Source organism: Pectobacterium hainanensis, assembly GCF_046237015.1.
Lineage (GTDB): Bacteria > Pseudomonadota > Gammaproteobacteria > Enterobacterales > Enterobacteriaceae > JBJYIN01.
The window spans coordinates 214,609-237,642 of sequence record NZ_JBJYIN010000006.1 but is presented as its reverse complement, the minus strand read 5'-3'; the positions used below and the strand labels follow the sequence as shown (position 1 = coordinate 237,642).

The following is a 23,034-nucleotide window of genomic DNA, read 5'->3' as shown; positions in this document are numbered from 1 at the left end:
CTGTCCCCATGATTATTCGTCTACTCGTCATCCTCATCCCAAACGCTGGGCCGACGTCGTTCACGCTGCATTTCCCGTTGAAAAATATCTTCCAGCTCGCGACGTGCTTCTTTCACACGGGAGATCTGCGCCACATCGCCCGTCAGTTGCGGCATTAATTCACGCAGCATGCGCATATCCAAACGTCGAAAATGCTGCTGAGCGCGAAATGCCTGATGAGGATGCATGCCCAAAGACATCAATGCCTTACGCCCCAATTCCAACGCACTGGAAAACGTTTCGCGTGAAAAATGTCTTACGCCCGCCTGGAGTAATTCATGCGCTTCAACGCGCCCACGCGCCCGTGCCAGAATCTCCAAATGAGGAAAATGCTGCTGGCACAGATGGACAATCTCCATGGTATCTTCTGGCGTATTACAGGTAATAACGATCGACTGCGCCTGTGCCGCACCAGCGGCACGCAGCAGTTCTAACTCTGTCGCATCGCCATAGTACACCTTATAACCATAGCTTCTCATTAGGCTCACGGCGCTGATATCGCGTTCCAGTACCGTAATTCGCATTTTGTTTGCCATCAGCAAACGGCCAATAACTTGCCCAAAACGCCCAAACCCCACAACGATGACCTGGGGTTCATCATCTGCGACATAAGGCTTTTCATCCGGCGCATCCTGCACGTTATAGCGGCGTTCAAGAATACGATCGATTATCTGCATCAGCAGTGGCGTCGTCATCATCGATAGCGTGACGGTGACCAACAGTAACGGCAACTGCTCGCCTTTCAGTACGTTGAATACAGAGGCGGCAGAAAACAGAACAAACGCAAACTCGCCACCCTGACTCAACACCCCGGCAAACTGTAAGCGTTCGGAACGCCGCATTCTGTTAAGTCGTGCCAAAAAGTATAAAACAGCGCCTTTGACCGCAACCAACACCAGCACGGCAACCATGATTTTTACAATGTGGGTGTAAAGAATACCGAGATTCAACGCCATCCCGACAGAAATGAAAAAGAGTCCCAGCAGCAACCCTTTGAACGGCTCAATCGCGATCTCCAGTTCATGACGGTACTCACTTTCCGCCAGCAGAATTCCCGCGATAAAGGTGCCTAGCGCCATGGAAAAACCTAATGCTTCCATAAATAGCGCCGAACCCAGCACCAGTAATAATGCCGCCGCAGTAAAGACTTCACGCACACCCGATGCGGCGATAAAACGGAACAAAGGACGAACCAGATAGCGTCCACCGATTAACATACCCAGAAATGCAGCAACCTTTAGCCCGATGCGCTCCCAGTCGCCAAAATCCCCTTGTACACCAGCCAAAATAGGGATTAACGCCAGTGCTGGGATAACCGCCAAGTCCTGAAATAATAAGACGGAAAAGCCCAACTGACCCGATTCACTGCGGTTCATGCCTTTTTCACGCATCAATTGCAACGCCATCGCTGTTGACGACATCGCCAACCCCACGCCGCCAATTAATGCCGCTTGCCATGAAAAATCCGTCAGAAATAAAGCGCCACCTAAGAACAGTGAACTCAAACCAACCTGAGCGGCACCGATGCCAAAAATAGAACGGCGCAACGTCCATAGCTTCCCAGGGTTAAGCTCCAACCCAATGATAAACATCAGGAAAACCACACCCAACTCAGAAAAATGCAGAATTGCTTCAACGTCCCGGATAAAACCTAATCCCCAAGGGCCGATAGCAATTCCTGCAATCAAATAACCTAATACGGCACCAATCCCTAATCGAACAGCGATCGGTACGGCTACCACCGCCACAAATAAAAATAGTACGCTGGCGGTCAGTAGCGCAGAACTCTCCATAATCAGCGTTCCTCTTTTTTATCGAACGGAGACGCCAGCCATTCACCATAAGCTCGGGCATGGCTGGCCAAAACATCGGGCTGTAAACGACGAGCCCAGTAAACAATCATCGGTGCCATCCAACGCATACGGCACATTGATGCCGTTAGCTCGAATGGACGCAATAATTCATCCATCGAATAGAGACGGCTTCCCTCTGTTTGATAAGCATATTCCGGCTCACCCGTGGTCATCACCGATCGCCAATACTTTCCTTCCAGCGCCGTACCGCCAATTCCATTAGCAAAACCGCGCGACAACACTCGATCGAGCCATTCTTTCAATAACGCCGGACAGCTATAGGTGTAGAACGGATGTTGGAAAACAATGACGTCATGTTCGCGCAGCAACTGCTGCTCATAGTGGATATCAATAAAAAAATCAGGATAGTGCGCGTAGAGATCGTGCACGGTGACATGATTTAATTGCTGGGCCGGTTGCAGTAAAACTCGGTTAGCCACCGAGTCTTGTGATTCCGGATGGGCATACAGCAGCAAAATCTTAGGTGGCTGCGACATCATTCCCCTCCAAAGCGTCGTCATAGTAAACATTTTCCGTTACCATGCAGCGCAACGACTAAAAACAGGGCACTATCAGCCCTGATATCATGTCCATAATTTAACATACTCTGAACATATGGCGCTTTATGATTGTCTTCTCTTCGCTGCAAATTCGACGTGGTGTACGTGTTTTATTAGATAACGCGACCGCTACGGTTAATCCAGGCCAAAAGGTCGGTTTAGTCGGTAAAAACGGTTGTGGTAAGTCTACCCTGCTGTCGTTACTGAAAGGTGAAATCAGCGCCGATGGCGGTAGCGCGACATTCCCTCAAAACTGGGCGCTGGCATGGGTCAATCAGGAAACGCCCGCGCTGGATGTGCCGGCGCTGGAATACGTTATTGACGGTGACCGAGAGTTTCGTCAGTTAGAAGCCGAACTTCACACGGCCAACGAAGAGAACGATGGACATGCCATTGCGACATTGCACGGCAAGTTAGATGCCATTCAGGCTTGGACTATCGAAGCAAGGGCGTCAAGTTTATTACACGGCCTTGGATTTTCTCAGGATCAACTACAACACCCTGTCAGTGACTTCTCAGGTGGCTGGCGTATGCGCCTCAACCTGGCGCAGGCGCTATTGTGTCGCTCCGACCTTTTACTACTGGATGAACCAACCAACCACCTGGATCTTGATGCCGTGATCTGGCTGGAGAAATGGCTAAAAGGTTATCCGGGAACTCTGGTGCTGATTTCACATGACCGGGATTTTCTCGATCCCGTCGTGAATAAAATCCTGCATATCGAGCAACAAACGCTCAACGAATATACGGGTAACTACTCTTCGTTTGAACGCCAGCGCGCGACCCGACTGGCACAACAACAGTCGCTCTATGAACACCAGCAGGAAAGGGTCGCGCATTTACAACACTATATTGACCGTTTCCGGGCACAGGCAACCAAAGCCAAACAAGCGCAAAGCCGGATAAAAATGCTGGAACGTATGGAAATGATTGCCCCGGCACATGTGGATAACCCTTTCCGTTTCAGCTTTCGACCGCCAGCATCGCTGCCTAACCCCCTTCTAAGGATGGAAAAAGTCAGCGCCGGGTATGGTGACAAACTCATCCTTGAATCGATCAAGTTGAATTTAGTGCCCGGTTCACGCATTGGCTTGCTGGGGCATAACGGTGCAGGTAAATCCACACTGATCAAGCTATTGGCTGGCACACTTGCCCCTTTGCACGGTGAAATTGGTTTGGCCAAAGGCGTAAAACTGGGGTATTTCGCTCAGCATCAGTTAGAGTTTCTTCGGGCAGATGAATCGCCACTGCAACATCTTATCCGCCTGGCAGAACGGGAAACCGAACAGCAACTACGGGATTACCTCGGTGGCTTTGGTTTTCAGGGTGATAAAGTAACCGAAATAACTGAACGCTTTTCTGGCGGAGAAAAAGCCCGTCTGGTACTGGCCCTGATCGTGTGGCAACGCCCAAACCTGTTACTGTTGGATGAACCAACCAACCACCTTGACCTTGATATGCGCCAGGCGCTGACCGAAGCGTTGATCGATTTTGAAGGTGCGCTGGTGGTGGTTTCGCACGATCGACATCTGATCCGATCTACGACCGATGATCTTTATTTGGTCCACGACCATAAAGTAGAGCCCTTTGATGGCGATCTGGAAGATTATCAAAAATGGCTAGTCGACCTGCAACGTCAGGATAATGCAGCAGACGAGGTAACAAAAGAGAGTACCGCTAACAGCGCTCAAGCACGTAAAGAGCAAAAACGTCGTGAAGCAGAGTTACGTACACAGACGCAGCCACTACGTAAGCAGATCGCTAAACTCGAGCAGCAGATGGAGAAACTCAGCACAGCATTAGCGGAGATCGAAGCCCGTCTGGCAGACAGTGAGCTTTATGATATTCGTCGTAAAAACGAGTTAACAGACTGCCTGCAACAGCAGACCAAAATCAAAAATGAACTGGAAGCAACAGAAATGGCGTGGCTGGATGCTCAGGAACAGTTGGAACAATTAAATCAGTCATTATCCTAGTCGATACCTGTTGCGAGCGGACTAAAAATCATCCGCTCGCAACAATATTTTTTCAACGATAAGCTAGTGCCAAATCAGCAGCACGCACGCTGCGGTCAATATTCCCATCGAAACATTAAAGAGAATCCACGCTTTTTTGCTACGCAACAGGCGGCCTATCATGGTGCCGAACCCCAGCCAAATCACGCCAGAGACCAGGTTGACCAGCACGATCCCCACGCTAATTGCCATGACAGAATGGTAATATTCCTCTCCTGCCAAACTAAAACTCGCGACAGCCCCCAACGCCATCAGCCACGCTTTAGGGTTCAAAAACTGCAACAACCATCCCTGATAAAGTCGGACTGGCTTGGGAGGCGCGATATTTGTTTCCAGCTTTTCATAAGCCGCCGTCGCAATTTTCCACGCCAGCCAAAGCAGATAGGCGCTACCAAGCACTTTGAGGATAAAATGCAAAGACGGGTAAAGTAGGATCAAGCCGCCAACACCAAAGGCCACCAATAACAAGATGCTTTGCATTCCCAGCATAATGCCGAGCATTAACCACAGAGAACGGAAAAAGCCAAAATTGGCGCCGGAGGTCGTTAACAGCATGTTATTTGGCCCAGGTGTAATCGCCGCAACCCAGAGAAAACCCAACATCGAGATAAATAAACTCAGTTCCATGAAATGGGCTCCTCTCGCCCGACAACCGTGATGTCATACCGTTTTTGATAGATGGTTATTTGCAAAAAATAACGATTAACTAGCAGTATCGAAGCTAACAGTGTGATATTGATCGCACAAGATCTGACAACAAGATTTTCTTTACATTATGTATGATGTTTTTCGCCCACTTAGCGGTGCCAGTAATCCCCACGTTCAAACGCTATTGCCGCGACTGATAAGACGTAAAGCCCAATTACAGCCGGTCTGGCAATGCCTCGACCTGCCCGACGGCGACTTTGTCGATCTGGCCTGGAGCGAAGACCCAAATCAAGCCCGAAACAAACCGCGAGTGGTACTGTTTCATGGCTTGGAAGGCAATTTCCATAGCCCTTATGCCCACGGTTTATTACACGCCTGCCGACAGCATGGCTGGTTGGCCGTTATCATGCATTTTCGCGGATGCAGTGGTAAACCCAATCGAATGAAACGCATCTATCATTCTGGTGAAACTGAAGATGCCAGCTATTTTCTACATTGGTTGCAGACGACTTACGGCAAGGTCGCAACGGCCGCTGTCGGTATTTCTCTCGGTGGCAACATGTTAGCCTGTTTGCTGGAAAAACAGGGCGATCGGTGTTTGCTATCTGCGGCCGTGATCGTATCAGCCCCGCTGATGCTGGAGCCTTGTAGCCGACGGATGGAACACGGGTTCTCTCGAGTTTATCAGCACTACTTATTACGTCAGTTAAAGCAAAACGCGACGCGTAAACTGCTCGCCTATCCCGATACGCTGCCCGTCCAATTAGCGCAATTAAAGAAAATTAAACAGCTACGCGAATTTGATGATGTGATTACTTCACGAGCACACGGTTTTCATGACGCGGCAGATTATTATCGCCGCTGTAGTGCGCTACCCTTGTTATCACAGGTAAAAAAACCATTACTGATTATCCATGCCAAAGACGATCCGTTCATGACCCGAGAGGTCATCCCCAATATTTCCCTATTACCTTCTAATATTGAATATCAGTTGACAGATCATGGCGGACACGTCGGTTTTGTCAGCGGTACGCTTCTCAAACCGGAAATGTGGCTGGAGAAACGTATACCAAACTGGCTTGCCCCTCATCTGGGCAGTGCACTTTCTGGATCGCTTCATTCTGGAGAAACATCGTGATTATTCCCTGGCAACAACTCGATCCTGAAACGCTGGATAACCTCATCCAATCATTCGTCCTACGCGAAGGGACCGATTATGGTGAGGAAGAACGCACCCTGGAACAAAAAGTCGCCGACGTTCGCCGACAGTTAGCATCTGGCGAAGTGGTTCTGGTCTGGTCTGAATTGCATGAAACGATCAACATCATGCCACGCGGTCAATTTAACGTCGGTGAACATCAGTCGTATTAGACGAATAAACATGCTAAAACAATGTCTATCGCGGTTGATGACAAACCTTATTTCCCCGCTATCCTCATACGGGCTGAGCATTTTTATTTAGGTAATACGTTGATATCAGGAAGATTCCTGTCTACACAGGAAGGGCTGATTGGGTCCGGTACTGTCAATAATCACCACGTTGTCATCAGGCTATTATCCATTCCTTCTTCTGATGACGTTTGGTCTGTGAGATAGCCACACGGACAAGCGCCACCACCACGGAGTCATGCATCTCATGTCAGATAAGCATCCAATTATTGCGGTAACAGGCTCCAGCGGAGCGGGAACCACCACCACCAGCCTGGCCTTTCGCAAGATTTTTCAGCAACTGAACATGCAGGCGGCGCAACTGGAAGGGGACAGTTTTCATCGCTATACCCGACCAGAAATGGATATGGCTATCCGCAAAGCTCGTGATTTGGGTCGACATATTAGCTATTTTGGCCCGGAAGCCAACGATTTCAGCCTGTTGGAACAATCTTTCATCGAATATGGTCAGCATGGACGGGGGCAAACCCGGAAATACCTTCATACCTATGATGAAGCGATTCCCTACAATCAGGTTCCCGGTACCTTTACGCCATGGGAACCGATGCCTGCGCCAACCGACGTGCTATTTTACGAAGGGTTACATGGCGGCGTGGTCACTGAACAGCACAACGTCGCTCAACATGTTGACCTGCTGGTTGGCGTCGTGCCAATTGTCAATCTGGAGTGGATCCAAAAATTGATTCGTGACATCAATGAACGGGGCCATTCGCGTGAAGCCGTCATGGATTCAGTTGTCCGTTCGATGGAAGACTATATTAGCTACATCACGCCACAGTTTTCACGCACGCACATAAACTTCCAGCGCGTTCCCACGGTGGATACATCCAACCCCTTTGCTGCCAAATCTATTCCCTCTCTGGATGAAAGCTTCGTGGTGATCCATTTCCAGGGACTGGATAATATTGATTACCCCTATCTGCTCGCGATGCTACAGGGATCGTTTATTTCTCATATCAATACCCTCGTCGTCCCTGGCGGGAAAATGGGGCTGGCGATGGAATTGATCATGGCGCCACTGGTACAACGCCTGCTGGAAGGAAAAAAGATCGAGTGAACGGTCAGCGGCACAACAACAATGTTTCGTACCGCTGTGGGAGGCGCACATCAGGCCGGGTAAATCACGCGATATTCCTGACTTCATGGCTATGCGTAACATTGACAACCTTATCCAACATTAACGCCACTGAGCAGTATTTCTCAGCAGACAACGTTACTGCCCTTTCCACCGCTTTATCCGTTAATGCTTTTCCCGTGACCATAAAATGCAGATTAATATGCGTAAACAAGCGAGGGGATTCCGTTCTGCGTTCCGAAGTCAGTTTCACTTCACAATCGATAACATCGTAACGTCCTTTCTGTAAAATCGATACCACATCAATCGCGCTACAACTGCCTACCGACATCAAAACCATCTCCATCGGGCTCGGCGCTTTATCACCCGCATTACCATCCATCAAAATCTGATGCCCTGATGAGGATTCGCCCAGAAACGTTAATCCTTCCACCCATTTAACCCGTGCCTGCATAGTGCCTCCACTAAAAAATTTTTGAAAATTTATACCGTTACTATACAAAAAAAGATGATAACCAGACCTTTGTCATGCTGAAGCGAGACAACACAAGACACTTCCTTCAAGCTGTGTTAAAAACGAAGGTAGAATCTGCCTGTTCTGGACAAACTCAGATACAAGGAAGATGATGGCGTCGCCAGATATTCGGTTCCAGTATATTCCCTGACGTCATTCTGCCTACACGGATTTTGACTTTTTAGCAGTAAATACGCCGTACAGGGAACTCTGAGCCCTGTAATTTGCGCAGTGAATTACAACAGAGGATGATAGCGAATGGTTCTCGGCAAACCGCAAACAGACCCAACTCTCGAATGGTTCCTTTCTCATTGCCATATCCATAAGTATCCATCGAAGAGCACGCTGATTCACCAAGGTGAAAAAGCAGAAACGCTTTACTACATCGTGAAAGGCTCCGTCGCAGTGCTGATCAAAGATGAAGAAGGCAAAGAAATGATTCTCTCTTATCTTAATCAGGGGGATTTTATCGGCGAACTTGGCCTGTTTGAAGAAGGTCAGGAGCGTAGTGCTTGGGTTCGCGCAAAAACGGCTTGTGAAGTCGCTGAAATCTCTTATAAGAAATTTCGGCAACTGATTCAGGTCAACCCTGATATCCTGATGCGTTTGTCCGCACAAATGGCAAGCCGCTTGCAGGTGACGTCAGAAAAAGTGGGTAACCTGGCTTTCCTTGATGTAACAGGCCGTATTGCCCAAACGCTGTTAAACCTGGCAAAACAACCGGATGCCATGACTCACCCGGATGGCATGCAAATAAAAATTACTCGTCAGGAAATTGGACAAATTGTTGGTTGCTCACGTGAAACCGTGGGCCGCATTCTGAAAATGTTGGAAGACCAGAATCTGATCTCCGCACATGGCAAAACGATTGTCGTTTACGGCACTCGTTAATCCCATCTTTAACCGATAAAAAAAGCGTGAAGGCGACTTCACGCTTTTTTTACGCTCTCATGATGACACGCATCAATCGGCGGCATTCACCACGCACTCGACGGCCTTCGCAAACTTCGCCATTCCTTGTTCAATATCATCCATCTCAATGACCAATGAGGGAACAAAACGAATCACATTCGGGCCTGCCATCAACACCATAACCCCTTGCTCCGTTGCCGCTGCCAAAAAGTCATGCGCTCGGCCATGCCACTCCGGTGTCAACTCTGCCCCTATCAATAATCCCATGCCGCGAATTTGCTCGAAAATACCATACTGCTGGTTAATTTTTTCCAACTCACGGACGAACTTATCATGGCGCTCAGCCACGCCAGACAGCACTTCTGGCGTATTAATTGTATCCAATGCAGCTTCCGCTACAGCACAAGCCAGTGGATTGCCACCGTACGTCGTGCCATGCACACCCACCGTCATCACTGAAGCAATTTCTTCAGTTGTCAGCATGGCGCTGATCGGAAAACCACCGCCCAACGCTTTTGCCGTCGTTAAGATATCTGGCGTAATACCGTAATGCATATAGGTAAATAACTTGCTCGTTCTACCCATTCCACTTTGGACTTCATCAAACACCAATAACGCATGATGTTGATCGCATAGCTCGCGCACGCCCTGCAAAAACTCCTGCGTTGCCGGGGTGATCCCCCCTTCACCTTGCACGGGTTCCAGCACGACAGCACAGGTGTGATCATCCATCACGGCCTTAACCGCTGCCAGATCGTTAAAAGGAACATGCACGATATCCGCTGGTTTTGGCCCGAAACCATCTGCATATTTAGGCTGTCCGCCAACCGAAACGGTAAACAGCGTACGGCCATGGAATGCATTGTAGAAGGCGATGATCTTGGTTTTATACGGGCTATGACGTTTGATCGCATAGTGACGGGCTAGCTTAAAAGCGGCTTCATTCGCCTCAGCCCCTGAATTCACAAAAAACACGCGATCGGCAAAAGTGGCATCAATCAATTTGCTGGCGAGACGTAACGCTGGTTCGTTGGTAAAAATATTGCTGGTATGCCACAGTTGTTCTCCCTGCTGCTTCAATGCAGCAACCAGCGCGGGATGACAATGCCCCAGAGCAGTAACAGCAATGCCACCGGAAAAATCAATATATTCCCGCCCTTGCTGGTCCCACACCCTGCTGCCTTTACCTTTTACCGGCACAAATTGCGCAGGTGCATAAACCGGCAGAATTACTTTATCGTGAGTATCTCTTGTTACTGCTTTATTCGCTGTTGCCATTTGCTGCCTCGTTCTGATATCGCATCATTCAGAATGAAAATATAGTCACTAAATATGCATAAAAAATCAAACACAGGCAATATTAAATCATCTATTCAAAGCAATTACTTTCTATACGCTTAGATTTTAAGAAAATTATCCAGAAGCTGATGCCCCTGCTGACTCAAGATACTTTCAGGATGAAACTGGACTCCCTCTAAGGGCAGTGAACAATGTCGGATCCCCATAATTTCATCACGTTCACCGTTACGTTCACTCCACGCCGTAACTTCAAAACAATCGGGCAACGACGCAGCTTCAATAATAAGAGAATGATAACGAGTAACCGTCAGCGGTTGAGCCAAACCGGCAAAAACACCGGTATCATTGTGTGCAATTGCCGAGGTTTTCCCATGCATCACCTGCCGCGCTCGCACCACTCGCGCACCAAATCCCTGCCCCATCGCCTGATGCCCAAGACATACACCTAGAATTGGTAGTTTACCCGCAAAGTGTCGAATCGCGGCCAGCGAAATACCGGCTTCATCCGGCGTACATGGCCCTGGAGAAATCACCAGCCGTTCTGGTGCCAGTCGTTCAATCTCTTGCAACGTCAATTCATCATTACGCTTCACCACAACTTGCGTACCAAGCTCACAGAAGTATTGATACAGGTTGTAGGTAAAGGAGTCATAGTTATCGATAATTAGCAGCATATTTCATTTAACTTATTGATAATTTAGAATGATTCAATACTCGCCAATTATTTAGACATCATTTTCATAAGGCAAGAACGAGTACAAGCGATGGTATCCATAATCCATCGTATCACGCTGATGTCTTCCTGAAGCGCCGGGGTTACACCAGTAAACCGATCAAAAAAGGCCACGCAAGTGGCCTTCTATGGTTTTCTCAGTGGCTCAATAATCTATCATGGCTGCACTTTCGCCGACTGAATCACGATAGGCGCAGTTGGCACATTCTGATAAGGCCCGACGTTCTTCGTTGGCACCTGAGAAATCTTATCGACAACGTCCATCCCCTTCACCACTTTACCGAACACGGCGTAGCCGAAATCACGCTGGCCGTGATCGAGGAACGCATTGTCTGCAACGTTGATAAAGAATTGGCTGGTCGCGCTATCCTTCTCTGCGGTACGCGCCATCGAGATCGTACCGCGTTGGTTACGCAGACCGTTATCGGCTTCATTCTTAATCGGCGCATTCGTCGCTTTCTGGCTCATTTCGCCAGAAAAACCACCGCCCTGCACCATAAAGCCAGGGATCACACGGTGAAATGTCGTTCCGTTGTAAAAGCCGTTGTTAACGTACTCAACAAAATTTTTCACCGAAATCGGTGCTTTTTGATTATCTAAAGACAGTTCGATATTGCCCGCAGACGTCGTCAACAGTACACGCGTAGTGGTGTCAGAAGCCGCAAAGGCGGGAGAAAATGCCGTCAGTGAAATAAGGGCTGCCGCGGCAACCAGAGTACGTTTGAACATGAGAATTCCTTTTTGAAGAGGCCGACTACAGAAAGCGTAGTGATTGTAAGTATCCACACTCTTCAACGCTACCCATTTACCTTTTTTTACGTATAAAAGTCTGTTCGTAACCAACTGTGAGCGAAAACCTGTGCAAAGGATAAAAAAAGGGCCGATTGCTCGGCCCCTATGATGATTATCGCGCAGCGTATCTAGTCCGTACGCATCTAGCCCATGCGCTCCGAGCGTATCGCCAGATCGCGACTGTACTGACGACTGGCATCCACCAGCATTGAGGTATAGGCATCCTTCGGCACATCGCTGGTCAGGTCGTCCGTTTCCAGCGTTTCCAGTATCTTGCCGTACTGCATCACCGCCACTTTATGACACAAATGGGAAATCACGCCCAAATCGTGCGTCACCATCAGGTAGGTCAGCTTTTCCTGCTGCTGCAACTCCATAAGCAGGTTGAGAATTTCCGCCTGCACCGACACATCCAGCGCCGACGTTGGCTCATCCAACAGCAGCACTCTCGGTTCCAGAATCAGCGCCCGAGCAATCGCCACGCGCTGGCGCTGCCCACCAGAGAGTTGATGCGGATAGCGGCGACGAAATTGCGTTCCCAACCCCACTTTATCCAGCAAGCTATCGATGCGATCGTCACGATCGTCAAAGCGATGGATCGACAGCGGTTCTTCCAGAATGGATTCCACCGTATGACGAGGATGCAGCGACCCATAGGGATCCTGAAACACCATCTGCACCTGACGGCAACGCGCCTGATCGATCCGGTGCGCCAGCTTCTGTCCGTTGATCGCCAACGCGCCTTCCCAATGATTAAACAGCCCAGCCAGACACTTCAGCACCGTCGTTTTACCAGAACCAGATTCACCCACCAGACCAAAAATGTCGCCATCATTGACGGTGAGATTCACATCGTACAACACCTGATTCGCTGTGCTGCCCTGACCAAACGAGAGATTCAGGTTATTCACTTCGATCATCGGCTTATGCTGATGCATTGCTTCAGTTGCCATGATTATCCCCTTTATCCATTGATCCAGGCCGGATCGCGATTCATCACTGGCAAGCGCGGACGTCGATTGTCGATATCCGGCAGTGAATTTAACAACCCGCGCGTATACGGATGCTGCGCGTTGTCCAGATCGGCGGCGGCAATCGACTCCACGACACGTCCGGCATACATCACCAGCACCCGATCGCAGAAGCTACGCACCAGATTGATGTCGTGACTGATGAAAATCAGCCCTAAACCACGCTCACTCACCAGATCGTCCAACATCGCCAGCACCTGCAAACGCACGGACACATCCAGCGCCGAGGTTGGTTCATCGGCAATCACGATTTCGGGTTCGGTAATCAGCATCATCGCAATCATGATGCGCTGCCCCTGCCCGCCCGAAATTTCATGGGGATACAAATTGTAGACACGCTCTGGCTGACGAATACGCACCACGTCCAGCATCGCCATGACTTTTGCCTTCGCTTCGCGATGCGACACCTTATGGTGCGCCAGATAGGCCTCGGCAATCTGATCGCCGACGCAGACTACCGGGTTCAACGAATATTTTGGGTCCTGCATAATCATGGAGATACGCTTGCCGCGAATCTGACGCATCCGCGCCTCATCCGCTTTCAGCAGGTCGGTATCGCCGAAACGCAGTTTATCCGCCGTAATCCGTGCGCTATGCGGATGCAGTTGCAACAACGCACGGCCGACCGTCGATTTGCCGGAGCCAGATTCACCGACAATCGCCAGCTTTTCACAGCCCAAAGTGAAGGACACACCGCGCACAGCATCTGTCACGGCACCACGGTTCACGAAGCTTACCCGCAGATTTTCCACTTCCATCAGGGGCGAGCTTCCCGGCACACGTTGAGAAGACTTATTCAGTTCTGGGATCGAGGATGTCACGTAGGCCGTCTCCAAGGAAGTTGAACGCCAGGCTGTTAATCAAAATCGCCAGCCCCGGAATAGTTACTAACCACCAGCACTCCATCATGTAACGACGACCCGCAGAGATCATCGCGCCCCATTCAGGATCGGGCGGCTGTGCCCCCAACCCCAGAAAGCCCAGACCCGCCGCGGTCAGAATGATGCCCGCCATATTCATGGTGATACGAATAATCACCGACGGCAGACACAGCGGCACAATGTGGTGCAGCAGGATGCGAATAGACGATGCCCCTTGCAGCTTCACGGCAGACACAAAGTCCGCGTGACGCAGCGACAGCGTTTCCGCCCTTGCCAGACGAGCAATCGGCGGCCAGGCCGTCAGCGTAATCGCAATCACCACATGCTCCAGACCTGGGCCAAGTGCCGCAACGAACGCCAGCGCCAACACCAGGCTGGGGAACGAAATGAAGATATCGGTGATACGCATCAGGATGGTATCGACAATCCCGCCGTAATACCCAGCCACCACGCCCAGCGCCAGCCCGATAGGCCCAACGGTGACGGACACCAGCGCCACGATATACAGCGTGATACGTGAGCCATAGACCAGACGGCTAAACACATCGCGCCCAAACTCGTCAGTGCCAAAGTAGTGCGCCGCACTCGGGGCTTGTAACGCGTTAGCCAAGTCCTGTACCAACGGATCGTGCGTGGCGATCCACGGGGCGAAAATGGCAACCAGCATCAACATCAGCACAATCGCAGAACCAATCGCGGTCAGCGGATTGCGCAGCATCGTCAAGAGAAACCCGCCGATTCGCGCCCCGCGTAGCCGCAAGCGGCTCACGCGTTTTTCCGGCGGTGTCCGCATTACCGATTCGCGAGTGACCGGTTGCTCAGAGGAAATATTCATGCGTTCGTCCTCGGATCAAAGATTTGATACAACATGTCCGACAGCAGGTTAAGCGTCACGAAGATCAACCCAACTAGCAGCACACACCCCATCACCGCGTTCATATCCCCCAGCAGCAGGCTGCCTGTCAGATAGGAACCAAAGCCCGGCCATGAAAAGACCGTTTCAATCAGCACCGCCCCTTCCAGCAGCGAGCCATACGCCAGCGCGACCACCGTCAGAAGCTGAACCAGAATATTGCGAAACGCGTGCGCCCAGACAACACGGAACTCAGATAGCCCTTTCACTCGTGCGGTAATAATGTATTCCTGTGAAAGCTGCGCCAGCATGAAGCTGCGCGTCATACGGCTGATATAGGCCAGCGAGTGGAAACCGAGAATCGTGGCCGGCAGCACCAGATGATTCAGTGCGCTGCGGAATACATCCCACTCACCCGCCAGCAGCGAATCCACCAGCAGCAGACCGGTACGGTTTTCCACCAGACCGTCGTAAGCCATATCCACCCGTCCGGCACCACCGACCCAGTTCAGCCAGGCATAGAACACCAGCAGCCCCATCATCCCGACCCAAAATATCGGGGTGGAATAACCGGCCAGACTGATAAAACGCACCACGTAATCCGCCCACTTGCCTCGTCGCGCCGCAGCCAGCACACCGAGCGGCACACCCAGACCCGCACCGACGATAATCGCCATCGTCGCCAACTCAACGGTTGCCGGGAAGACGCGAATAATGTCATCCATCACCGGTCGTCCGGTCAGGAGCGCATTGCCCAGATCCCCATGCATCAGAGAATTGAAGTAAATAAAGAACTGCACATACAGTGGCTTATCCAACCCAAGCTGTTGGTAAACCTGTTGATAGGTACTTTGGTCGGCATCCTGCCCGACAATCGCCAGAACGGGATCGATTGGCATCACGCGGCCGATCACGAAGGTCAGGATCAATAACCCGAACAGCGTGACGATCACCTGCAACAGACGTTTTGCCAAACGACGCAGTACTCCACCCGGCTTGATCCAATCAGACAAAACCATGATCTTTCTCCCGATATCCTGGTTAGCGGCGACAGCAAGCCACCACTCACGCGGTTATCTTTTTTAACGTATCCGATCGGGATGATTAGCCAAAAACGTGTCGGCTAATCATCCGGTTTAACGTATGGACACTAGCGCTGTTTATACACCTCGCGCAGATGCGTCGTGGAAGACGGATGCGGCACATAGCCTTTCACGTCCTTACGCAACACCACAGAATCAATCATCTGCGACACCGGAATAATGGCCGGGAACAGTTCTTCATAACGATTCTGTACGTCGATATACATCTGCTTCTGTTTCTGAGGATCTTTCTCTAACAACGCCTGATCGATCATGTCGTTCAAGGGTTTATCGTAGAAAGAGGTGCGCCAGCCCTGGAAGTTGGTCAGTTTGGCTTCGTCGCTGTTATTCGGATTGTAAACAACAGAACGCAGGCTGGAGTGAGGGTGCGGGTCAACGCCACCACCACCGCGGCCAACCAGCATATCGAAGTTACGATCGCGCATCGCGCCGTAAACCTGATTACCGGTACCGGAGATGATTTTGGCTTTGATGCCCGCCTGTGCCAGCGTGGACTGCACCGATGTCGCCAGGTTCAGGAACGGCTGATCGGAGAGAACACGCAGTGTAGTTTCAAATCCATTGGGGTAGCCAGCCTCAGCCAGCAGAGCCTTAGCACGGGGTACGTCCAGTTTGTAACCGGGATTAGGCAACGTGGCATCCATACCAGCCTGAATCGGACGCTGATGATAAAAACCATAGCCCGGCATAACAGTCTTATTGATGCCATCGTAATCAATGAGATAACGAACCGCTTCACGCACTTTCGGTTTAGCAAAGTCTTCATTTTTCAGACTCATTGCCACGTAGTACAGCGTGCCTTTTTTCACCTCATCAACCACAACGTCTTTATCTTGCTTCAGCGCATTGATATCCGGCACCGACATCCCAGAAGCCACGTCAATGTCGCCTTTTTCAATCATCAGGCGCAGCGCCTGTGATTCTGTCATATGGCGGAAAATCACACGCCGCATTTTGGCGTCGCCCTGCCAGTTGTTCTCCACTTTACTGATGCGCAGCACGTCTTTCGCCTGCCACACGTCCAGCTTGAACGGGCCAGAACCCGCTTCATTGGTGGTCAGCCAGCCATTGCCCCAGTCGCCATTTTTCTCATGCTTCATGACGGTTTTGCTGTCCAGCACCGAACCACTGCCCAACGTTGCCAGTGAGTAGATCACCAGTTTAGGGTCGTTCGGTTTTGGCAACTCGATTTCAACGGTATGGTCATCTTTGGCACGGATCATTTTCTCCACGTTTTCCGCCGTGAAACCGTAGGATTTCCACGTGGTAGCCTGCGCCATGTTGAGGTTGAGCAGACGCTTCATCGACCAGGCGAAATCTTGCGCCGTCACGGGGTTGCCGGAATGGAATTTGGCGTTATCCACCAGATTGAACGTAATGACCTTACCGTCATCACTGACGCTCCAGCTTTTCGCCAGAGAAGGCAGAATGTTGCTCAGGTTCGCGGGGTCCAGCACCACCAGTGAGTCATAAAGGTTAACGATAATGCCCACCACCTCATTACCGGTCATAGCGGCCGGGTCAAGTGAGAGCATGTTGTTCATATTCATCCCGACAATCAGCTGATCGTCAGGCGTTTTTGCCGATAGAATGGCTGGCGTAGCAGCCATGCAGAGTGAACCTAACAGCAGGGTACGGAGTATTGCGCGTGCTTTCATCATTCTTCTCCAGGTATTGGAAGCGTGGAAGACGACAACTTTTTATTTTTTAGGGAATACAATCTTTCAGATCGGGCGAAAATTTACTCTTTGCTTAGGGTGTGCTCCTCAATCCAGTCAAAATTAATGTCTTCTCCCAGCCCCGGACGTTGCGGCAGATGCACAAAACCCTCGTTATCCATCGGATCGACAATGGAATTCAGATAAGCAGCAGGTTCATCGTAATCGAGGAAAGGATGCAGCAGACCGCGCTCATACCAGCGGCAGTTTTTGATCGCCCCAACGACGTTGAGGTTTGGCGCGCCGTTACCGTGAATTTCACAATCCATACCGAAGGATTCCGCCAGGCTAGCGACTTTCAGACACGGCCAGAGACCGCCAACACCCTGCACACCCGCGCGTAAAATGTCACAGGCGCCTTCTTTCACCCAGTCAGCACGGCTGAAGTATTTCCCTGACAGGCTTTCCGGCCCGATAACATCAATATCCAGGCTCTTGGTCAGCCAGCTGTAAGACGCCATGCTCTGTTCTTCCATCGGTTCTTCAAACCAGGTGAAATCGAGCTTTTGTAGTTCACGGCCGATATACAGCGCATCACTGCGGCTGTACCAGTGGTAACCATCCAGCATCAGGCAGATATCAGGGCCGACGGCTTCACGTACTGCGGCACAGGCTTTCACGTCCATTTTCGGGCTAGGGGCGAACGACACTGGTGGCATCCAGGTATGCAACTTGATGGCTTTATAGCCGCGCTGCACCAGCTTTTCGGCAAATTGACCGTATTCCTCCGGCGTCGATAAGCCACCTTCCAGTTCGTCACCACACATGGTGCTGCCATAAGCCGGGACTTTTTCACGATAGCCGCCGAGCAGTTTATGCACCGGCATGTTCAATGCTCGACCTTGCAGATCCCACAAAGCGGACTCGACAATCGACAGTGCACGATCGGTCAATTGGTTAGCGCTACCACGCTGCCAGTGCACCAGATCCTGCCAGAGGCGCTCACGATCGAACGGATTTTGCCCAATCAGCACCTTGCGGAAGAAAGCATTAACAATATGAGGACGAACCACTTCCGGCGGAGCAAAAGCGTAACCTTTTTGGCCGTCATCTGCCGTGATGGTTAACAGCGCCATCTTGGCCTGATTTTCAGGTCCCGGGTGTGAATGGCCTGCACTATCGGAAACCCGACGAGTGGGATAATGAAAGACGGTGACATCAATTGATTCTATTTTCACGTTATTACCTGCCTCGATGTTTAACACAACTCATGTACACAATTTGCGGTACTAAACCGCATTAATCATTAAAGAATAACTCTGCTGTATGCGCTGGAATAGGTAGATAAAAAACGCTGGTATTCTTCTGGTTCGACCATATAAGGCGATCGACATCACAAAAAAGAAACCACGTGCTAATTAAAAAAAAATGGTGTTTTACTTTCAATTATTAAGGTTGTTGTAGCGTTAGTCATTAGGCAACTTCTTTCATATAAAGAAATTATGTCGCGGATAATTATGCAATTGCACATAATATTGTGAGCATTATCACCAGAAAAATCATATTTGCTTACATCCTGCTGCGGTAGCATGGCCCTCTCGCTTACCCCAGAGCGTTATCACAAAGACAAAACACAATCCGTTGCGATATATCAAACCGATATGATCAATAGCCATGTACAAATTAGGCCGTTGTTTTTTAAAGGGCGTTGAACGCCGTCACCGAATCAATAAGCTGCCTTCGACCATTGCGGTGGTGGCTCTTAACCTGAGAAGAGGCACACATGGATTACCTGCCAATATTCTGTCAGTTACACGATAAACACTGTTTATTGGTAGGCGGAGGGGAAATTGCTGAACGAAAAGCCCGTTTACTGTTAGAGGCAGGAGCGATTGTCACGGTGAACGCCATCAGCTTCAATGTACAGTTTATCGCCTGGCAGGCAGAAGGACGGGTCACACTGGCGCAGGAAAGTTTTAATCCCGCATTACTAAATCACGTATGGCTGGCAATTGCGGCGACCAATGACCATGAGGTTAATCAGCTAGTTTATGAATGCGCCACTGCTCGACGTATTTTTTGCAATGTGGTCGACGACGCACAAAATGCAAGTTTTATCATGCCTTCAATCATCGATCGTTCTCCTTTAATGGTTGCGGTATCGTCTGGTGGTAACGCACCGGTTCTGGCACGACTGCTACGTGAAAAACTGGAAAGCACATTGCCCCAACATCTTGGGAAATTGGCTTCTCTGGCAGGAAGGTTGCGACAACGTGTACAAAACCGTTTTCAACACGCAGGCTCTCGCCGCCGATTCTGGGAAAAACTCTTCGCACACGATAGGTTGGCACAAGCGCTGGCAAATAACGACCCGGTCAGCGAACAGCAGTTAACCGAACAGCTTTTTTCCGCCCCACTGGATGACAAAGGCGAAGTGGTGCTGGTCGGTGCTGGCCCCGGAGATGTTGGACTGCTCACACTCAAAGCCTTACAACAATTACAGCAGGCTGACGTTGTCGTTTATGACCGACTCGTCTCCAGCGAGATAGTAAACCTGATCCGACGCGAGGCAGAGCGTATCTTTGTCGGTAAAACGTCTGGTTATCACACTATCCCACAGGAGCAGATTAACCAGCTTCTGGAAGAAAAAGCACGAGCCGGTAAACGAGTGGTTCGCCTAAAAGGTGGAGATCCTTTTATTTTTGGCCGCGGAGCGGAAGAGTTAGAACATTTACAGCAGGCGGGCATTCCTTTTTCCGTGGTACCTGGCATTACCGCGGCCTCTGGCTGTGCAGCTTACAGCGGTATTCCACTCACTCATCGCAATCACTCTCAAGGCGTAAGGCTGATCACCGGCCACGTTCGACATGATTCCGAACTCGACTGGTCTAGCCTTGCGGGAGAAAAACAAACGCTGGTGTTCTATATGGGACTTCAGCAAGCAGAACATATCCAGAGTAACTTGCTGGAACAGCAATTGCCCGAGACGATCCCGGTGGCAATAATTGAAAATGGGACATCGCCTACTCAACGCGTCTTTACTGGTCAGCTTTCACAGCTTAGCGAGCTGGCAAAACAGGCGGCGAGCCCAAGCCTGATTATCATAGGCAGCGTCGTTGGTCTGAGAGAAAAACTGGACTGGTTTGCCCATACATCCGAGTAATACACTCCGAGTCACGATGCCTTGAGGATGAACTGAATCAGGAGGCCATGGCCTCCTGATGATTTTCACGTTTACGGGCGAGAAACAAATCCAACCGCATCGTACACTTTCTTCAAGGTTTCCTGCGCACGGGCACTCGCTTTTTCCGCGCCTTCACGCATAACCTGTTGCAGGAAAGCTTCATCGTTACGGAAACGGTGATAGCGTTCTTGCAGTTCAGACAGCATACCGGAGACAGCATCCGCTACCGCACCTTTCAGGTGACCATACATCTGGCCGCTAAATTCCTGTTCCAGTTCTGGGATGGTTTTACCCGTCACGCCAGACAGAATATCCAACAGGTTCGATACTCCCGCTTTATTCGCCACGTCATAGCGAACGACTGGCGGCTCGTCAGAATCCGTCACGGCACGTTTGATCTTCTTCACTACCGACTTCGGATCTTCCAGCAGTCCGATCACGTTATTACGGTTATCGTCAGACTTGGACATCTTCTTGGTCGGTTCCAGCAACGACATCACGCGCGCACCGGATTTTGGAATGAACGGCTCCGGCACTTTGAAAATGTCGCCATACAGACCGTTAAAGCGCTGACCGACGTCGCGGCTCAGTTCCAGATGCTGTTTCTGATCTTCGCCTACAGGCACTTGATTCGTTTGATACAGCAGGATATCCGCCGCCATCAATACTGGGTAATCGAACAGACCCGCGTTGATATTCTCTTCATAACGCGCGGATTTATCCTTGAACTGCGTCATGCGGCTCAGTTCGCCGAAATACGCATAGCAGTTCAGGATCCAGCTCAGTTGGCTGTGCTCAGGCACATGGGACTGAACAAAAATGGTGCTCTTTTTCGGATCGATGCCACAAGCCAGATAGAGCGCCAGCGTATCCAGCGTCGCTTTTCTCAGCGCATGCGGATCCTGACGAACCGTAATAGCATGCAGGTCAACAATGCAATAGATGCAATCGTAATCATCTTGCATATTCACCCACTGACGTAGCGCCCCCATGTAGTTACCAATGGTCAATTCACCAGACGGTTGTGCTCCGCTAAATACAATGGGTTTGCTCATACTAAGGGTTCCTGATTTTTTGAAGATGACGGCCCGATTAGGGGCAAAATATCGGCAAAACGATCCAGCACGATATCTGGATGACTCAGTTCGATCGCTTCACCATAGTTATAGCCATAAGTCATACCGACACAGGGACAACCGGCCGCCTGAGAGGCCTGTATATCATTGCGAGAATCGCCGACAAACAGCAATTCACTGGCGTGTAGCCCCAGTTTACCTAGCACTAGGTACAATGGCGCAGGGTGCGGTTTTTTCACGATAACATCATCGCCACCGATGATAAGCGAAAAGTATTCACCGATCCCCAGTTCAGACAACAGCGGTGCGACGAACGGCGTCGGTTTATTGGTCACGACCGCCATTGGTACTCCCTGCTGGGCCAAATGCGCTAATGTTTCCTTCACCTGTGGGAAAAGCGAACTACCGCTGTCAACCGTTTCAGCGTAATAGCGATCGAACAAGGCCCGGGTTTCATTCAGACACTGTGCCGTGGGTTCAATACCAGCCCAACGCAATGCCCGTTCAACCAACACGTCCGCACCATTGCCAATCCAGGTAGCGACTTTCGCGTCACCCGCAGCCGGAAGAGAAAGAGCTTCGAGCGTTTTATCCACCGCTGCCGCCAACCCCGGTAGACTATTAATCAACGTGCCATCCAAATCGAATGCCAGCCCACGGATCGACATCATGTCAGTCATGGTTCACCTTAGCCAATTCACCACGCATCTGTTCAATAACCGCACGGTAATCAGGTGCGCTAAAAATTGCCGACCCCGCGACAAACATATCCGCTCCCGCCGCCGCAATAGCGCTAATGTTATCAACCTTAACTCCGCCATCTACTTCAAGCCGGATGTCATACCCGCTGTCGTCAATCAACTTGCGTACCTGACGTAATTTATCCAACGTTCCTGGAATAAAGGATTGACCACCAAAGCCCGGATTCACGGACATCAGCAAAATGATATCCAGCTTATCCATGACGTAATCGAGGTAACTTAGCGGTGTCGCCGGGTTGAAAACCAGTCCTGCTTTACAGCCAAGATCTTTGATTAACTGTAAAGAGCGATCGATATGTTCCGATCCTTCGGGATGGAAAGTGATAAAGCTCGCCCCGGCTTTGGCAAAATCAGGAATAATACGATCGACCGGTTTCACCATCAGATGAACATCAATCGGGGCCGTTATCCCATAGTCTCGTAACGATTTCAGCACCAGGGGACCGATAGTCAGATTCGGGACATAATGATTGTCCATCACATCAAAGTGCACGACATCGGCTCCGGCGGCCAACACATTGGCAGTATCTTCACCGAGTCGGGCAAAATCAGCCGATAAAATAGATGGGGCGATTAAAAACGGTTTCATTCGATTCTC

General features: G+C 50.3%; 22 protein-coding genes. 6 read left to right on the top strand and 16 right to left on the bottom strand.

Annotated features, from left to right (window positions below; genetic code table 11):
- Window positions 1-20: 20 nt before the first annotated feature.
- Together kefB and kefG are read right to left on the bottom strand one after the other, a co-directional pair.
- Window positions 21-1,832, bottom strand: coding sequence for a glutathione-regulated potassium-efflux system protein KefB (gene kefB / locus ACKPVM_RS08490; RefSeq protein WP_409308579.1), 1,812 nt, complete (start codon window positions 1,830-1,832; stop codon window positions 21-23).
- Window positions 1,833-1,834: 2 nt separating this feature from the next.
- The gene (gene kefG / locus ACKPVM_RS08485; RefSeq protein WP_409308661.1) at window positions 1,835-2,389 is read right to left on the bottom strand and encodes a glutathione-regulated potassium-efflux system ancillary protein KefG; all 555 of its coding nucleotides are present in this window, start codon (window positions 2,387-2,389) and stop codon (window positions 1,835-1,837) included.
- Between the two features lie 128 nt (window positions 2,390-2,517).
- Between kefG and ACKPVM_RS08480 the strand changes: the two genes are divergently transcribed.
- Window positions 2,518-4,428 carry an ABC transporter ATP-binding protein gene (locus ACKPVM_RS08480; RefSeq protein ID WP_409308577.1) on the top strand — a complete coding sequence of 637 codons (1,911 nt, stop codon included), beginning with the start codon at window positions 2,518-2,520 and terminating at the stop codon, window positions 4,426-4,428.
- 63 nt (window positions 4,429-4,491) lie between these two features.
- Here the strand turns inward: ACKPVM_RS08480 and ACKPVM_RS08475 are convergent, their stop codons facing one another.
- Complete coding sequence (locus ACKPVM_RS08475; protein WP_409308576.1) at window positions 4,492-5,094, bottom strand: LysE family translocator; 603 nt, start codon at window positions 5,092-5,094, stop codon at window positions 4,492-4,494.
- A 148-nt stretch (window positions 5,095-5,242) separates the two neighbouring features.
- Between ACKPVM_RS08475 and ACKPVM_RS08470 the strand changes: the two genes are divergently transcribed.
- The 3 genes from ACKPVM_RS08470 to ACKPVM_RS08460 all read left to right on the top strand — a co-directional run bounded on the left by ACKPVM_RS08470 (window position 5,243) and on the right by ACKPVM_RS08460 (window position 7,621).
- A complete protein-coding gene (locus ACKPVM_RS08470) occupies window positions 5,243-6,253 on the top strand; it encodes a hydrolase (RefSeq protein WP_409308574.1) in 1,011 nt (336 codons plus the stop codon).
- A complete protein-coding gene (locus ACKPVM_RS08465; protein WP_409308572.1) occupies window positions 6,250-6,486 on the top strand; it encodes a YheU family protein in 237 nt (78 codons plus the stop codon). Before ACKPVM_RS08470 ends, ACKPVM_RS08465 begins: the two co-directional genes overlap by 4 nt.
- A 265-nt stretch (window positions 6,487-6,751) precedes the next feature.
- A complete protein-coding gene (locus ACKPVM_RS08460; protein ID WP_409308570.1) occupies window positions 6,752-7,621 on the top strand; it encodes a phosphoribulokinase in 870 nt (289 codons plus the stop codon).
- Window positions 7,622-7,685: 64 nt separating this feature from the next.
- Here the strand turns inward: ACKPVM_RS08460 and ACKPVM_RS08455 are convergent, their stop codons facing one another.
- Complete coding sequence (locus ACKPVM_RS08455) at window positions 7,686-8,093, bottom strand: OsmC family protein (protein ID WP_409308569.1); 408 nt, start codon at window positions 8,091-8,093, stop codon at window positions 7,686-7,688.
- 318 nt (window positions 8,094-8,411) lie between these two features.
- Between ACKPVM_RS08455 and crp the strand changes: the two genes are divergently transcribed.
- Window positions 8,412-9,044 (top strand): cAMP-activated global transcriptional regulator CRP, encoded by a 633-nt coding sequence (gene crp, locus ACKPVM_RS08450; protein ID WP_004090925.1) that lies wholly within the window; start codon window positions 8,412-8,414, stop codon window positions 9,042-9,044.
- Between the two features lie 72 nt (window positions 9,045-9,116).
- Here the strand turns inward: crp and argD are convergent, their stop codons facing one another.
- The 9 genes from argD to ACKPVM_RS08405 all read right to left on the bottom strand — a co-directional run bounded on the left by argD (window position 9,117) and on the right by ACKPVM_RS08405 (window position 18,653).
- Window positions 9,117-10,343: a bifunctional acetylornithine/succinyldiaminopimelate transaminase gene (gene argD / locus ACKPVM_RS08445; RefSeq protein WP_409308565.1), complete on the bottom strand. Its 1,227-nt coding sequence runs from the start codon at window positions 10,341-10,343 to the stop codon at window positions 9,117-9,119.
- 119 nt (window positions 10,344-10,462) lie between these two features.
- Entirely contained in the window at window positions 10,463-11,038 is a 576-nt protein-coding gene (locus tag ACKPVM_RS08440) for an aminodeoxychorismate synthase component II (RefSeq protein ID WP_409308563.1), read from the bottom strand.
- A 215-nt stretch (window positions 11,039-11,253) separates the two neighbouring features.
- Window positions 11,254-11,826 carry a peptidylprolyl isomerase A gene (gene ppiA, locus ACKPVM_RS08435; RefSeq protein WP_409308562.1) on the bottom strand — a complete coding sequence of 191 codons (573 nt, stop codon included), beginning with the start codon at window positions 11,824-11,826 and terminating at the stop codon, window positions 11,254-11,256.
- A 206-nt stretch (window positions 11,827-12,032) separates the two neighbouring features.
- Complete coding sequence (locus ACKPVM_RS08430) at window positions 12,033-12,809, bottom strand: ABC transporter ATP-binding protein (RefSeq protein WP_409308660.1); 777 nt, start codon at window positions 12,807-12,809, stop codon at window positions 12,033-12,035.
- A gap of 44 nt (window positions 12,810-12,853) precedes the next feature.
- Window positions 12,854-13,741, bottom strand: a complete 888-nt coding sequence (locus ACKPVM_RS08425) for an ABC transporter ATP-binding protein (RefSeq protein WP_409308560.1) — start codon at window positions 13,739-13,741, stop codon at window positions 12,854-12,856.
- On the bottom strand, window positions 13,713-14,594 hold the full coding sequence (locus tag ACKPVM_RS08420; RefSeq protein WP_319849998.1) for an ABC transporter permease: 882 nt from the start codon (window positions 14,592-14,594) through the stop codon (window positions 13,713-13,715). Before ACKPVM_RS08420 ends, ACKPVM_RS08425 begins: the two co-directional genes overlap by 29 nt.
- 38 nt (window positions 14,595-14,632) lie before the next feature.
- Entirely contained in the window at window positions 14,633-15,673 is a 1,041-nt protein-coding gene (locus ACKPVM_RS08415; RefSeq protein ID WP_409308558.1) for an ABC transporter permease, read from the bottom strand.
- Window positions 15,674-15,804: 131 nt separating this feature from the next.
- Entirely contained in the window at window positions 15,805-17,415 is a 1,611-nt protein-coding gene (locus ACKPVM_RS08410; protein ID WP_409308659.1) for an ABC transporter substrate-binding protein, read from the bottom strand.
- Between the two features lie 83 nt (window positions 17,416-17,498).
- Window positions 17,499-18,653: a mandelate racemase family protein gene (locus tag ACKPVM_RS08405; RefSeq protein ID WP_409308557.1), complete on the bottom strand. Its 1,155-nt coding sequence runs from the start codon at window positions 18,651-18,653 to the stop codon at window positions 17,499-17,501.
- A 545-nt stretch (window positions 18,654-19,198) separates the two neighbouring features.
- Between ACKPVM_RS08405 and cysG the strand changes: the two genes are divergently transcribed.
- Window positions 19,199-20,578, top strand: coding sequence for a siroheme synthase CysG (cysG, locus tag ACKPVM_RS08400; RefSeq protein WP_409308555.1), 1,380 nt, complete (start codon window positions 19,199-19,201; stop codon window positions 20,576-20,578).
- 71 nt (window positions 20,579-20,649) lie between these two features.
- On the opposite strand, the gene trpS is transcribed toward cysG, so the two are convergent.
- Genes trpS through rpe form a run of 3 tightly spaced genes read right to left on the bottom strand, consistent with a single transcriptional unit; the run spans window position 20,650 to window position 23,025 of the window.
- Entirely contained in the window at window positions 20,650-21,654 is a 1,005-nt protein-coding gene (gene trpS / locus ACKPVM_RS08395) for a tryptophan--tRNA ligase (protein WP_409308553.1), read from the bottom strand.
- A complete protein-coding gene (locus ACKPVM_RS08390) occupies window positions 21,651-22,355 on the bottom strand; it encodes a phosphoglycolate phosphatase (protein ID WP_409308551.1) in 705 nt (234 codons plus the stop codon). The genes trpS and ACKPVM_RS08390 overlap by 4 nt, the downstream gene beginning before the upstream one ends.
- Window positions 22,348-23,025, bottom strand: coding sequence for a ribulose-phosphate 3-epimerase (rpe, locus tag ACKPVM_RS08385; protein ID WP_409308550.1), 678 nt, complete (start codon window positions 23,023-23,025; stop codon window positions 22,348-22,350). Before rpe ends, ACKPVM_RS08390 begins: the two co-directional genes overlap by 8 nt.
- Window positions 23,026-23,034: the final 9 nt, after the last annotated feature.